The organism is Acinetobacter sp. 797_lipA, assembly GCF_058243025.1.
On record NZ_JBZAYQ010000001.1, the window covers coordinates 1,134,174 to 1,148,953 of the forward strand.

General features: G+C 43.5%; 12 protein-coding genes. 4 read left to right on the forward strand and 8 right to left on the reverse strand.

Translation table 11 applies throughout. The annotated features are described in order from the left end of the window. Positions 1-51: 51 nt before the first annotated feature. Positions 52-1,509 carry an OmpA family protein gene (locus tag AC4CU2_RS05505; RefSeq protein WP_114836821.1) on the forward strand — a complete coding sequence of 486 codons (1,458 nt, stop codon included), beginning with the start codon at positions 52-54 and terminating at the stop codon, positions 1,507-1,509. A 111-nt stretch (positions 1,510-1,620) separates the two neighbouring features. Further along, complete coding sequence (locus tag AC4CU2_RS05510; protein ID WP_114836820.1) at positions 1,621-2,646, forward strand: DUF1311 domain-containing protein; 1,026 nt, start codon at positions 1,621-1,623, stop codon at positions 2,644-2,646. Positions 2,647-2,747: 101 nt separating this feature from the next. Here AC4CU2_RS05510 and AC4CU2_RS05515 read toward each other — a convergent pair whose 3' ends face one another. The 8 genes from AC4CU2_RS05515 to AC4CU2_RS05550 all read right to left on the reverse strand — a co-directional run bounded on the left by AC4CU2_RS05515 (position 2,748) and on the right by AC4CU2_RS05550 (position 12,181). Continuing rightward, entirely contained in the window at positions 2,748-4,157 is a 1,410-nt protein-coding gene (locus AC4CU2_RS05515) for a short-chain fatty acid transporter (RefSeq protein WP_004696201.1), read from the reverse strand. 133 nt (positions 4,158-4,290) lie between these two features. Further along, the gene (locus AC4CU2_RS05520) at positions 4,291-4,920 is read right to left on the reverse strand and encodes a CoA transferase subunit B (protein ID WP_078426227.1); all 630 of its coding nucleotides are present in this window, start codon (positions 4,918-4,920) and stop codon (positions 4,291-4,293) included. 3 nt (positions 4,921-4,923) lie between these two features. Beyond that, positions 4,924-5,628 carry a CoA transferase subunit A gene (locus AC4CU2_RS05525; RefSeq protein WP_242759376.1) on the reverse strand — a complete coding sequence of 235 codons (705 nt, stop codon included), beginning with the start codon at positions 5,626-5,628 and terminating at the stop codon, positions 4,924-4,926. A gap of 26 nt (positions 5,629-5,654) precedes the next feature. Then, positions 5,655-6,557, reverse strand: coding sequence for a hydroxymethylglutaryl-CoA lyase (locus AC4CU2_RS05530; RefSeq protein WP_490768401.1), 903 nt, complete (start codon positions 6,555-6,557; stop codon positions 5,655-5,657). Then, complete coding sequence (locus tag AC4CU2_RS05535) at positions 6,554-8,545, reverse strand: acetyl/propionyl/methylcrotonyl-CoA carboxylase subunit alpha (RefSeq protein WP_490768402.1); 1,992 nt, start codon at positions 8,543-8,545, stop codon at positions 6,554-6,556. Before AC4CU2_RS05535 ends, AC4CU2_RS05530 begins: the two co-directional genes overlap by 4 nt. A gap of 20 nt (positions 8,546-8,565) precedes the next feature. Next, the gene (locus AC4CU2_RS05540; RefSeq protein WP_490768403.1) at positions 8,566-9,360 is read right to left on the reverse strand and encodes an enoyl-CoA hydratase/isomerase family protein; all 795 of its coding nucleotides are present in this window, start codon (positions 9,358-9,360) and stop codon (positions 8,566-8,568) included. 10 nt (positions 9,361-9,370) lie between these two features. Further along, positions 9,371-10,972, reverse strand: a complete 1,602-nt coding sequence (locus AC4CU2_RS05545; protein WP_490768404.1) for a carboxyl transferase domain-containing protein — start codon at positions 10,970-10,972, stop codon at positions 9,371-9,373. Positions 10,973-11,008: 36 nt separating this feature from the next. Then, entirely contained in the window at positions 11,009-12,181 is a 1,173-nt protein-coding gene (locus AC4CU2_RS05550; RefSeq protein ID WP_333653066.1) for an isovaleryl-CoA dehydrogenase, read from the reverse strand. Between the two features lie 148 nt (positions 12,182-12,329). Between AC4CU2_RS05550 and AC4CU2_RS05555 the strand changes: the two genes are divergently transcribed. Both AC4CU2_RS05555 and AC4CU2_RS05560 read left to right on the forward strand, forming a co-directional pair. Next, positions 12,330-12,956 (forward strand): TetR/AcrR family transcriptional regulator, encoded by a 627-nt coding sequence (locus tag AC4CU2_RS05555; protein WP_490768405.1) that lies wholly within the window; start codon positions 12,330-12,332, stop codon positions 12,954-12,956. A gap of 100 nt (positions 12,957-13,056) precedes the next feature. Continuing rightward, positions 13,057-14,745, forward strand: a complete 1,689-nt coding sequence (locus AC4CU2_RS05560; RefSeq protein WP_490768406.1) for an AMP-binding protein — start codon at positions 13,057-13,059, stop codon at positions 14,743-14,745. The last annotated feature ends 35 nt before the right edge of the window (positions 14,746-14,780 follow it).

Here is a 14,780-nt window from a genome sequence, read left to right on the forward strand (position 1 = left end):
TAAACTGGAAAATGATGATGAAAACAATGAGAAAAAGTGGGGTAAGACTTCATGAATGTCGATTTTATGGATTTACTAAAACAAAATGTCTCTGCAATTGTTTTAGAGGGTGATACACAACATTTACTTGAAAAAAATCAAGCAATTCAATCCTTTTTACCAATTTTACTGTCTATATTAAAGTCAAAGTCTGAACTGATTCCTGCATTTCAACAGCAGTTGAATCCACGTCTTAATGATGCTTTTGCATCGAATGTCAGTCTCAAGCAACAGTTTTTGGATCATGTCCGCGGGGCAGCACCCGCAGATGAAATTGAAAGTACCTTGAGCCGTTCGATTACACCTGCATTAGCATTTTTAGCCACAGAGGCAGGCTCTTCAGAACCTGAAGCGATTTCCCATTTACTACAGGTCAACACGGATTCCATTAGTCGTGCGTTACCTGAGTGGGCAACTGCATTACTGGCTGGATTGGGGGTAAATACCTTACAAGGACAGGCTACACATGTCGCGCCTACAAGTGTACATGCTACAAAAGTAGATGAGAAACGGTCATTTTTACTGCCAATTTTGGCTTTAATTATTTTTGCGGCATTGTTTGCTTTTATTTTTAGAGCCTGTACCGACAAAGCCACGACTGAAACAATACCTGCTGCAAATGTGAATGCCAGCCAACCCGCTAAATTTCAAATCACCACTGGGGCAACAGGAGACTTGGTCACCTGCCAAATTTTCTCAGCCAATGCTGCTTATGTTGAAATTTTACAAAAAGAAGTAAAGCAAATTTTTAATAACAGCATCGGTTGTGGTGCAGATATGCAGAGTATGTATCACACTGAATTTATTGATCAAGATGCGATACCCAGTGTAATCAGTGCGTTGAAAGGTGTGCCCAATGTAAATTTAACATGGTTTGGCAATCAGTTATCGATTCAATCACAAGATCCAGCCAATGCACTTAAAGTGGCAGATCAAATTAAACCTTTACTGCGCAATATGACGGTTGTGACTCAGCAACCACTGGATGTAAACCGTGCTGTGGATACCAGTATTAGTGATGCTGAGCGTGCGCTGGCAGAAATTAATCCTGAGCAAGTTCGAGCACTAGACGTTGCCACGGCATTGAATTTGCAAATTATTAACTTTGATACAGCTTCATCGGCGATACCTGATGTCAATAAGTCGATTTTGGATCAGGCCGCAGCACTGATGCAAAAAGCACCGCAAGTCAAACTAACCGTGATGGGGCATACAGATGCAACGGGAGATGCGGCAGTCAATAAAACCTTGTCGCAAAATCGAGCACAAGCGGTGGTGGATTATTTAATTTTTAAAGGCGTCGATCCTGCGCAGTTGCGAGCGATTGGTTATGGTCAAGAAAAGCCAATAGCAGACAATCAAACTGATGAAGGTAAGTTTAAAAACCGCCGTATCGAGTTTGAGGTTTTAAATACAGACTCTGGTGTGGTGCGTGAAGTAGATGAACGTGGTGTAGAAAAGGTCAACTAAGTGATACTTTAACCCTGCTACGGCAGGGTTCTTTTATTTAGATACTCGCATAAAAGCTTATTTTTTGGTTAAATACGCTGCGAAAAACAACAGCCTTATGGTTTTATAACAATGATGAAGAACACAATTTTTGCCAGTCTAATCTTGAGCAGTTTATTTTTAAGTGCTTGTAACCGAACAGAGAATAAAACAGAAACGGTTGCTGAACCGCAAGAGATGTCAGATTGGAGTTGTACGGCTCCTGCCAATGTCGAACAAATTCAAGCGCATTTAAAAGCTGAATACTTAAAAGCCCTAGACCGCCGTTTGCGTGATAGCCGTGAATATGAGGCCGATGAAAAATTATTAACACAGATTAATAACGGTATTCGTTTTGAAATTAAAGGGATTTCAACGACCACAGAAAAGCCTGAAACTGCGAAGCAATTGGATTGTGAAAGTCAGTTGGTGGTGATTTTCCCGAAAGGGTTACAGAAACGTGCTGAAAATGCGTTTTTAGCGCGTCCATGCGAAGAGTGTGAGGACGGTTATCAAAGTACTTTGCGTGATGTTTTAGAAGAGGGTGAATATTCACTCAACTTAGACAATGATCAGCTACAAGGTGCATTTAGCTATAACATCATTAAAACGGATAAAGAAGGCATTAGCCTCAATGTACCGAACCAAAATGGCGTGATTGATGGTGTAGTGTTGGTGACTCAGCATGCGGTTCAGTTTGCGGCATATGAAAAAGAAAATGCAGAAATACAAAAGAATATAAAACAATATAATGAGCAAGAAGTTGCGCAGATGGAACTGGCACAGAAAGCCATGAATATTCGTAAGAAGGAACTGGATACTGACCAAGTCAAGGTAGTGGAACGACTGAACCAAACTTGGGACAATTTCACTGAGGAGCAAAAACAGCAGCTACAACAAGACCAAACTGAGTGGTTTGAAAAACGTGATGTAGACTGTAAAGTGATTTCCCAAAAAAGTGTCTACCAAATGACGGATAGTGAAAAAGAAACCTATCAAAAGCAGTCGCAATATTGGGATGATGCTTTACGTGCCCAAGATCAACAATTGCAATATACCAAGTGCTTTAACCAAAAAACCAATGAGCGCATTGTGTATTTAAATAATGTGTTTAATTAATTGGGCTATATTGAAAATACGCTTTATTGAATATTTATAGAATGAGAAAAGGACGAATATGATTCGTCCTTTTTTATTTAGATTGTATTTTCTTCCTTGGTTTAGAAGGTAGGAGGCATATAGGTTAGGCTACGGCCTAAAATCCAAAGTAGGAACAGCACCAAAGGCAGGTGGAAAACCAATTGAGTGACGGTAAAGCCGATCACATCTTTGGCTTTTAATTTGAGAATGCCAAGCATTGGCAGCATAAAAAATGGGTTGATTAAATTCGGCAAGGCTTCAGCAGCATTATAGATTTGCACCGACCAGCCCAAATGCACTTTTAAATCATGTGCAGCTTGCATGACATAGGGTGCTTCAATAATCCATTTACCACCGCCAGAAGGAATGAAAAAGCCTAAAATGGCAGAATATAAGCCCATCACAATGGCAAAGGTCTCTTTGGAGGCAATCGAAACAAAAAACTCAGCAATATAATGTGATAGCGATAAATCATGGCTGTTTAACGCTTGCGTCATCATAAAGGCGATACTGCCATACAGTGGAAACTGAATTAGGACACCTGAAACCGCTGGCACGGCTTTGGTGACAGCATTGAGGAAATTTCGTGGCGTACCATGCAGTGCAATACCCAGCATGAGAAAAATAAAGTTGTAGGTGTTTAGGCTTGAAATAGCCAAGATCGGATTGCTTTTGCTGAACTCATTGAACATCCAAACTAGACCCAAGAGCACAATCAAGATACTCAATAAAGGCGAGTTCTCTAACCAGTCTCCTGGGCGTTTTGTGGTTGCTGTCGGCTTAGTTTCTTCCTCAAACTGGATGGGGAATTGATCAATGGTTTTAATGTCTTGCCCTTTGGGTGCAGACCAAAATGCAATAGCAATCGAGGCAATAATCAATACAGCCGTCATGATCATCGACTGAGGCAAGAAAATGGTTTCGGTGAAGGGAATCACACCGGTTAGATTGTAAATCGATTCGGGCAGGCTGGCTTTGTTGGCTTGCAGTTGTGCCGCAGAAGAACTAATACCTAAGGCCCACGTTGCTCCCATACCAATAATCGCGGCGGCAGCGGCAGCACGATAGTCCATATTGAGTTCTTTGCGTTTAGCTAAAGCAATCACCAGCAGGGCAGTCAGTACCGTACTCATGGCCCAGTTAATCAGCGAAATTAATAAACTGACTGTCGCAACAAGAACAATCGCACCGCGGCCACTATGGGGAATTCGAGCCATTTTTTGAATCAGTAGCTCCACAGGCTTTGAAACAGAAACCACATAACCAACCACAATCAGCATACACATTTGTAAGGTAAAAGGAATCAGACTCCAAAAACCATCACCAAAGGACACTGCGACATCTTTGGCAGGTGCGCCAATGCTGATCGAAGCAATCGCGACGATCACGACACCCAATAGGGCAAAAATATAAGAGTCTGGAAACCATTTCTCCGACCAATCACTGACACGTAGTGCAAAACGTTGCAAAATATTTTGAGAGTTTTCCATGCATTGATTCCATTTTTATCTATAAGGTATGAATTTTTGATTCAGCCTATCCGTGCTGATAGAAATGCCTTTAAAACAGGATCGCTGCTTTAAAGGCATTGGATTATTTTTTTATTGTATAGAGGATGTCGAATTAGCGGATCAGAGCAACACCCGTCACTTTCTGAATATCTTCAAAACTGACATCTTTCGCCAGTTCAACTAATTTCACACCTTCCTGCGTAATGTCCATGACACCGAGATCAGTAATCACGCGATGTACGACATTTTTACCTGTCAGGGGCAGGCTACATTGCTCGACAATTTTCGGCGTACCATCTTTTGCAGAGTGTTCCATGAGCACCACCACTTTTTGTACTCCAGCAACCAAATCCATGGCGCCACCCATGCCTTTGACTTTTTTACCCGGAATCATCCAGTTGGCCAAATCGCCATTTTGTGAGACTTCCATTGCCCCTAAAATGGCGATATTGACATGACCTCCACGGATCATGGCAAAAGAATCTGCACTAGAGAAAAATGCGGCGCCCTGACGTGCAGTAACAGTTTGTTTTCCAGCATTGATTAAATCGGCATCGACTGTTTCGGCTGTTGGAAACTCGCCAATACCTAACAATCCATTTTCAGACTGCAACCAGACGTTGACGTTTTCAGGAATATAGTTGGCCACCAGTGTGGGTAAGCCAATGCCTAAATTGACATAAAAACCATCTTCCAGCTCAAGCGCTGCACGTTGTGCCATTTCATTACGAGACCAAGCCATGGGTTAAGCCTCCTCTTTTAATGTGAATTGTTCGATACGTTTTTCAGGGTTTGCATTCAGCACAATGCGATTGACATAAATACCCGGCAGGTGAATTTGGTCTGGATCTAAAGCGCCAATTTCAACAATTTCCTCAACTTCGACAATGCAGACTTTTCCAGCCATCGCACATACAGGGTTAAAGTTTTGTGCGGTTTTACGGAAAATTAAGTTACCTGCAGTATCGGCCTTGTATGCCTTCACGAGTGCAATGTCTGCGGTGAGTGAGTTTTCTAGAATATAAGGTTTGCCATTAAACATACGCTCTTCTTTGCCTTCGGCAATAAGCGTACCGACGCCTGTTGCGGTAAAGAAAGCGGGAATACCTGCACCTCCAGCACGGAGTTTTTCTGCCAGTGTACCTTGAGGGGTGAGCTCCACTTCAAGCTCACCACTTAAGAACTGACGTTCAAATTCTTTGTTTTCACCTACATAGGAAGCAATCATTTTTTTGATTTGTTTGCTTTCTAATAAGAGTCCTAAGCCGAAACCATCGACGCCTGCATTGTTCGAAATACAGGTGAGGTTTTTCACGCCCGTTTGTTTTAAGGCCGTAATCAGACTTTCTGGAATACCGCATAAACCAAAGCCACCAACCGCTAGGGTTTGACCATCTTGAACTACATCTTGCAGTGCATCCTTTGCACTTGAATAAACTTTATTGACCATAGTGTTCTCGTTATCAATGGAATGGCTTAGGCACAGCGCTTTTGCCAGTAGGCATTGGCATAGTTAGATGGATTGGTGCGTTGTAGCACTTGGCTGATGTTTTGGCTGGCAATCATCAGTGCATCAAGATCAATCCCTGTGTCATAGCCCATGTTGGAGAGTAGGTAGTAAAGGTCTTCTGTGGAGACATTGCCCGATGCGCCTTTGGCATAAGGGCAGCCGCCTAAACCTGCAATGGACGAATCAAATACACGAATGCCTTGTTCTAAAGACTGGTAAATATTGGCAATGGCCATGCCATAGGTATTATGAAAATGTCCTGCTAAACTCGCGGCATCCATTTCAGCTAAACATGCCTGCCAGACTTTTTTCACGCGGTCTGGTGTCGCCGTACCAATCGTTTCACCTAAGGACACTTCATAGCAGCCCATGTCGAGTAAACGTTGACTGACGTGTGCAACTTTGCTCGGTGCAATTGCGCCTTCATAGGGGCAGTCGACAATACAAGACACATAACCACGCACTTTGATGTTATGGGCTTTCGCCGCCGCCATGATGTCTGCAAATTTTTCAAAGCTTTCGTCAATGGAGCAATTGATGTTCTTTTGGGTAAAGCTTTCAGAGGCTGCTGTAAAAACGGCAACCTCCTGACAGCCGACGGCCAAAGCAGACTCAAACCCTTTTAAGTTCGGAGTCAGTAAACTAAAACTGATATTCGGATCTTTAGGTAAGCTGGCAAAGAGTTCGTCACTTTGTGCCATTTGTGGAACCCACTTTGCAGAGACACAAGAGCCCACTTCAATTGCACGGAGTCCTGTCTGCATTAAATCTAAAATCAGTTTACGACGGTCATCCAAAGTGAGCGGTGTCTTTTCATTTTGCAAACCATCTCGCGGCCCAACTTCGACAATTCTGACAAATTCATTCATGCGGCACCTTCCAAGCTTGAAAACTCAACCAATTCATCGCCTGCTTTGACCTGATCACCGACTTGGAAGTAAGCTGCAGAGACAATGCCATCATGTGGAGCACGAATTGAATATTCAATTTTCATTGCTTCAAGCGTGAGGAGGACATCATCTTTTTTCACTGCGCTGTTGTTTTGTACCAAGACTTGCGTAATCACACCCGGCATTGGTGCTTTTAAGTTATTGGCATCAGAAGCATCATCTTCAGTATTAAAGTTAGGCTGAATATGTGCAAATTTATAGCTTTGACCGTCTGCATACAGGGTGAGGCCCTGTGCATTTGAACTATAAGCATAGGTCTTTTTGCTTGTTGCACATTCAATTTTAGCTAAATGCGCCTCTAACAATTCACCCAGAATGAAAACGCTATGTCCATTGTACTTCGCTGTAAAGCCTTTTGCTGTTGGGCTGAAATAGACTTTATGTTCTTCATCGTTTAGTGCCAGTTTAATGGCATAGCTGGCATTAATATTTAAACGCCATAGAGACTCGGCTTGCCATACAGGATTTGCAGCTATTTTATTGCTGGCAAAGCGAGACAAGAGTTCAATCAATGCCGCCGCGATAATGAGCTCTGAAGAGGCTGTTTCATTGTGTTGCAGTAAAAAAGCTTCTTCACGTTGAATTAAGTTGGTGTCTAGGTTGGCGGTTTTAAACGATTCTGAACGGACCAAACGGTCTAAGAATGCAATGTTATTGCCCAAGCCATCGACATGAAATTGACTCAGAGCATGGTGCATTTGGGTGAGTGCGGCTTCACGATTCTTTGCCCAAACAATTAATTTGGCAATCATTGGGTCGTAAAAGGTCGTAATTTCATCCCCTTCAACAATGCCACTGTCTACACGGACATGCTCATTTTGCTGAGGGTAGTGCAGGTAGTGAATTTTACCAATCGCAGGTAAGAAACCTTTTTCAGGCTCTTCAGCATAGACACGCGCTTCTAATGCATGACCATGGATACTCAGCTCGTGTTGTTGTTTTGGTAGCGGTTCACCAAAAGCGACACGTAGTTGCCATTCCACCAAATCCTGCCCTGTAATCATCTCTGTTACAGGGTGCTCAACTTGCAGGCGAGTATTCATTTCCATGAAATACGCCGTGCCGTCTTGTTCCACAATAAACTCAACTGTCCCTGCACCGACATAATCCACTGCACGTGCTGCATCAATAGCGGCTTGGCGCATGGCTTCGAGTTTTGGCTCTGCCATTTGGGGTGCAGGCGCTTCTTCTAGTACTTTTTGATGGCGACGTTGTACCGAACAATCGCGTTCAAAGAGGTGCACATAGTTACCATGCGTATCACCAAAAACTTGTACTTCAATATGGCGCGGTTGTACCACATAGCGTTCAACCAGTACATCATCATTGCCAAAGCTTGAACGCGCCTCACTTTTACATGAAGCTAGATGGCTTAAAAAGTCTTCGCCGCGATCAACCAAACGCATGCCTTTACCCCCACCGCCAGCACTGGCTTTAATCAGCACAGGGTAGCCAATGGCATCGGCTTGTTGTTTTAAAAAATCAGGATCTTGGTTGGTGCCATGGTAGCCCGGTGTCAGCGGTACACCTGCTTTCTCCATTAAGGATTTAGAAGTGGCTTTGAGGCCCATGGCTAAAATGGCATCTACAGGTGGACCAATAAAGACAATGTTGTTTTTTTGGCAGGCATTGGCAAATTGGTCATTCTCAGATAAAAAGCCATAACCCGGATGAATTGCTTCTGCGCCTGTGTCTAAGGCAGCTTGGATAATACGTTCAATTTGTAGGTAGCTTTGTGCAGCAGGAGATTCGCCGATATAAATGGCTTCGTCGGCTTGTTGCACGTGCTGTGCCTGAGCGTCAGCATCTGAATAGACTGCAACGGTCGCAATGCCCATTTTTTTTGCAGTTCGGATCACACGACAAGCAATTTCACCACGGTTCGCAATTAAGATTTTATTAAACATATCGATATCCTTTCTTGTTGTTATGCCGTCGTCTTGATCCAGACTGGACTGTGTTTATTTAAAAAAGCATTTAAGCCATTTTTCGCCTCTGATCCTTGGCGTACATGGGCAATATGTTGTGCTGTTTGCAACAACAATGCTTCGGTTAACACTTGCTGGTCGACCATTTGGATGAGTTGTTTTGAAGCAGTTTGTGCTTCTGGCCCACCCAAAAGTAAGGCATCGACCATTTCTGCGACTTTTTCATCCAGATGTTCAGCATCGGCCACTACATGCGCCAGACCAATGTGTAGGGCTTGCTCCGCAGAAATACGCTCTGCGGTTAAAAAGTAGCGTGAAGCCTGACGTGCACCAATCGCACGAATCACATAAGGGCTAATGGTTGAAGGGGCTAAACCTAAGCGCACTTCAGAGGTTGCAAACTTAGCATCACTGCTTGCGACACAAATATCACAGGCAGAAGCCAGGCCCATCCCACCACCAAAAGCAATGCCTTGCACACGGGCAATGGTTGGTTGTTTTAATGTTGCTAAACTTTGTAGCATTTTCGCTAGTTTCAGTGCATCGGCTTCATTTTCAGCCTGTGAGGCTTGTCCTGCTTCTTTCATCCAGTTCAGGTCAGCACCCGCCGAGAAGCTTTTGCCACGTCCAGCTAAAATCACGACGCGCACATCATCACGTGTGTTGAGTTCGCTAAAGCAGCGGTGCAGTTCTTCAATCACTTGAGTATTGAAGGCATTATGCATTTCTGCACGATTAATCCATACCGTTACCACTTGGTCGCGTTGTTCGAGTTGTAAATATTGAAAGCTCATCGCTCATCTCCTACATGCGGAACACGCCAAATTTGGTCGGTTGAATGGGTGCATTTAAGGCTGCGGCTAAACTTAAACCGAGCACCTGACGGCTTTGTGCAGGGTCAATCACACCGTCATCCCATAAACGCGCCGATGCATAATATGGATGGCCTTGTCGTTCAAACTGATCGCGGAAAGGTTGTTTAAAATCATCTTCTTCTGCCGCAGACCAAGACTCGCCACGTTTTTCGATTTGATCACGCTTTAAGGTCGACAATACACTTGCCGCTTGTTCACCACCCATCACCGAAATACGCGAGTTCGGCCATGTCCACATGAAGCGTGGAGAATAGGCACGACCACACATACCGTAGTTGCCTGCACCAAATGAACCACCAATCACAAGAGTGAGTTTCGGCACGTTCGCGGTTGCAACAGCCATGACCAGTTTAGCGCCATTTTTAGCAATGCCTTCATTTTCGTATTGGCGACCGACCATAAAGCCAGTGATGTTTTGGAGGAATAGTAGGGGAATATTGCGCTGTGTACATAGCTCAATAAAGTGAGCCCCTTTTTGTGCAGACTCTGAAAATAAAATACCGTTGTTGGCAATAATGCCAACGGGCATGCCATAGATTTTGGCAAAACCAGTGACTAAGGTGGTGCCAAAGCGAGCTTTGAATTCATCAAAACGTGAACCATCGACAATGCGCGCAATCACTTCACGAATATCGAATGGTTTGCGTGCATCACTTGGCACAACACCATACAGTTCAGTTGCATCAAATAATGGTTCTTCAATCTCTGTTGCACGTGTATGTGGTGTTTTATTCAGGTTGGCTACGATGTTACGAGCAATAGCAATAGCATGTTCGTCGTTTTCAGCCAAATGATCTGCCACACCGGACAGGCGAGTATGCACATCACCACCACCTAAGTCTTCACTGCTGACCACTTCACCTGTTGCAGCTTTCACCAGCGGTGGGCCACCTAAGAAAATCGTCCCTTGATTACGCACAATAATAGTTTCATCAGACATGGCAGGTACATATGCACCACCAGCTGTACAACTGCCCATGACCACTGCAATTTGGGCAATTCCCATGCTCGACATACGTGCTTGGTTATAGAAAATACGGCCAAAGTGATCACGGTCAGGGAAAACTTCATCCTGCATCGGCAAATATGCACCACCTGAGTCCACCAAATAAATACAGGGCAGATGGTTTTGCTCAGCAATCTCTTGAGCACGTAAGTGTTTTTTCACCGTCAATGGGTAGTACGTGCCGCCTTTCACTGTCGCATCGTTGGCGACGATCATGCAGGCCACACCATTGACCTGACCTACACCAGCAACGACACCAGCCGCAGGCACATCGTCTGCATAGACGTTTTGTGCTGCCAATTGACCAATTTCAAGGAATGCCGTGCCTGCATCAATTAACTGATCAATACGATCACGTGCTAACAGTTTTCCGCGTGCCAAATGTTTTTGTCGCGCCGCTTCACCGCCACCTAAAGCAATTTGTTCTGCTTTTTGCTTTAAGTCATCGACCAAGCTTTGCATCGCGGTTTGGTTGGTTTTGAAGTCTTCACTTCGAATATTGATCTTGCTATGTAATTGATTCATCACGAACATCCTTGTCATTTTTATTGTTGTGGAGGATTAAGCTGTTTCATTAAACAGTTCACGGCCAATCAACATACGGCGAATTTCAGAAGTTCCCGCGCCAATTTCATAGAGTTTTGCATCGCGCCATAGACGGCCTGCAGAAAATTCATTGATATAGCCATTTCCACCTAAGGTCTGAATGGTTTCACCTGCCATCCATGTGGCTTTTTCAGCAGCATATAAAATTGCACTGGCTGCATCTTTACGTAGGCTACGGCTATGGTCGGCCTTATCGCACTCAGCACCCACGGCATAAACCAACGCTTTACATGCCAACCAAGTCGAATACATATCGGCAATTTTGCCTTGCATTAGCTGGAATTCACCGAGCGCTTGGCCGAATTGTTTACGGTCATGGATATAGGGAATCACGGTGTCCATGCAGGCATCCATAATGCCTAAAGGACCTGCACTTAAAACCGCACGCTCATAGTCCAAACCACTCATGAGCACTTTGGTGCCGTTTCCAACACCGCCCATTACGTTTTCTTTTGGCACTTTCACATTGTCAAAGAACAGTGGGTAAGTGTTCGAACCACGCATGCCCAACTTGTCTAAATGTGTGCCGTGGCTAAAACCTTCCATGTCTTTTTCTACAAGGAAAGCCGTCATGCCTTTAGCGCCTGCATGCAGATCAGTTTTGGCATACACCACTAGTACATCAGCATCACCACCATTGGTGATCCACATTTTTGAACCATTTAACAGGAAGTGATCGCCACAATCTTCAGCTTTGAGTTTCATGCTGACTACGTCTGAGCCTGCGTTTGGTTCAGACATGGCAAGTGCACCGACGTATTCACCTGAAATCAGCTTAGGTAAATAGCGCTGCTTTTGTTCTTCGCTGCCATTTCGGTTAATTTGATTCACACATAGGTTAGAATGTGCACCATAAGAAAGACCTATCGAAGCTGAAGCACGTGAGATTTCCTGCATGGCAATGATATGCGCTAAATAACCTAGGCCTGTACCGCCATATTCTTCACTGACGGTTAGACCGAGTAAGCCCATATCGCCAAATTTTTTCCACAACTGAGCCGGAAATTCGTTCTTCTGATCGACTTGTTGAGCAATAGGAGTAATTTCTTTGGCACAAAAAGCCGCAACGGAATCACGCAGTGCAATGAGTGTTTCATCTAAACCGAAATTTAAGCTTTGTAGGGTCATTTCTTCATTCGTCCTATGAGTGTATTTATTGTTCCTGATCAAGCATTTTTGTTGTGCTTGATTTTTACAATACATCGAATTTTTAAAAAAGTGAACTAAAATTCACAAATTGATTTACAATTCATTTTATCTGGTTGAGAATAGAATTATGAGTTATAAAAGATCATCGTTGATGCAAGAGCGAATGGAACAAAATCGTGAAGCGATTTTGCAATCCGCTCGTGAACTTATTGCTCAAGGGGGGATTAAAGACGCGCAAATTCAAGCAATAGCTGAACGCGCGGGTGTTTCGAGTGGTTTGGTGTATCGATACTTCGATAATAAAAGCCAAGTGTTAATTGAGGTTTTGTCTGAGGCCATTCAGCATGAGGTGAAAATTTTAAATCACATTGCTGAAAGTGAGCTCTCGTCAAAACAGAAATTGGACAAGGCGGTAACCACGTTTGTGAAACGTGCTATGAATAGCCCCCAACTTGCGTATTCACTCATGTTTGAGCCAGTCGATGCTGAGTTAGAACATGAACGTTTTCGCAGTAAACAGCTGATTAAACAGAGCATCAAAGAAATACTGGCCGCAGGGAAAATTAACGGTGATTTTGGATTTGAAGATTTAAATACCGCAGCACTTTGTGTGGTCGGCGCCATGACTTTTGTGGTGATTGAGCCTTTAAATCCGTCTCGAAATGTGATGTTTGATCAAAATTATAAAGACTACTTTGTGAAACAAATTGCCGAATTTTGTGTCAATGCAGTTCAGGTTCAGGAGGAAAAATAGTAGCAGGTGTGAACACAAAGGCTTGGTGTTTGAAGGGAAGTAGTCATAGAACAATTAAAGTTGAATAACAAGATTACAATGAATCAAGGAGATCGATTCGATGACACAAAAACGGTTAAGTTATGCCTATGGAACGAGCAGTCAGCCCCTATTAGGCATGACGATTGGTGAGAAATTTGATCAGGCTTGTCAGCAGTATGCGGAACAAGATGCTGTTGTCAGCCTGCATCAAAATGTCAGACTCACGTATAAGGAATTACAAGCTCAGGTCAATGCGTTTGCCTGTAGTTTACTAAAACTGGGCTTGAAGAAAGGCGATCGACTTGCGATTTGGTCACCGAACTGTGTGGAATGGACGATCACCCAGTTTGCTGCGTTTAAAGCGGGCATCATTTTAGTCAACTTGAACCCTGCCTATAAAAGTAATGAGCTCGAATATGTGATGAATAAAGTCTCTTGTAAGGGCTTGGTCATTGCATCGCAATTTAAAAGCACGAATTATCAAGATATTCTAATGAAAATTGCCCCTGAAATTAAAGGTGCTGAAAATAAAGTGTTAAAGGCAGAACGACTGCCACATTTAAAATATATTATTAAAATTGATGAAGAAGAACATACAGGGCTGCATCGTTTTAGTGATTTGCTTACTCCCCCCAGCAAGAGACAGCTCAATCAATTAGAGCTCGTTGCAAGCGAATCGCAGTTTGATGAAACCATCAATATCCAGTTTACTTCGGGCACCACGGGTAACCCGAAAGGCACAATGCTGACACATAATAATATTCTCAATAATGGTTATTTTGTTGGTGAATCCATTCACTTAAGCCCTGCCGATCGAGTCTGTATTTCTGTACCGCTCTTTCACTGTTTCGGTATGGTGATGGGTAATTTGGCCTGTATTACGCATGGTTCAACCATGGTCTATCCATCGGCGGTGTTCAATCCTTTAGAAACGTTAAAAGCCATTCAGCAAGAAAAATGTACGGCCGCATATGGTGTACCGACCATGTTCATTGCCATTTTAGAGCATGAACAGTTTGATGACTTTGATCTTTCCAGTTTACGTACAGGCATTATGGCGGGTAGTCCGTGCCCACGTGAAATTATGCAACGTGTTATTGATCGGATGCATATGTCTGAAATTACCATTTGCTATGGTATGACTGAAACGGCACCTGTCAGTGCACAAAGTTCAACCTCCGATTCAGTTGAACAACGAGTCGGAACCGTAGGGCGTGTCCATCCACATCTTGAAATTAAAATTGTAGATGAGCAAGGCAAAGTCGTGCCGCGCGGTCAGTTGGGTGAACTATGTGTTCGTGGCTATTCGGTAATGTTGGGTTATTGGGAAGACCATGAGAAGTCACAAGAAGTGATTGATTCAGCACGCTGGATGCATACGGGTGACATCGCAGAAATGGACGAAGCAGGCTTTGTGAAAATTAAAGGCCGAATTAAGGATGTGGTCATTCGTGGCGGAGAAAATTTATTTCCGAAAGAAATCGAAGACTTTTTATATACCCATCCTGATGTCAGTGATGTCCAAGTGATTGGTCTGCCAGATGTGCGTTATGGTGAAGAGTTGTGTGCATGTATTATTTTACATGAGCATCATGAAATTACTGAAGAGTCGATCCGACAGTATTGTGCGGAACACATTTCACACAATAAAGTTCCACGTTATGTCCGGTTTTTTAATGAGTTCCCAATGACGGCTTCGGGCAAAGCGCAGAAGTTTAAATTGCAGGAATTTATGCGTAATGAACTGGATTTGAAAGAAATCGCATAAGGTTGAAGACGGACTTTCCTTTGCTGGGTTAAAGC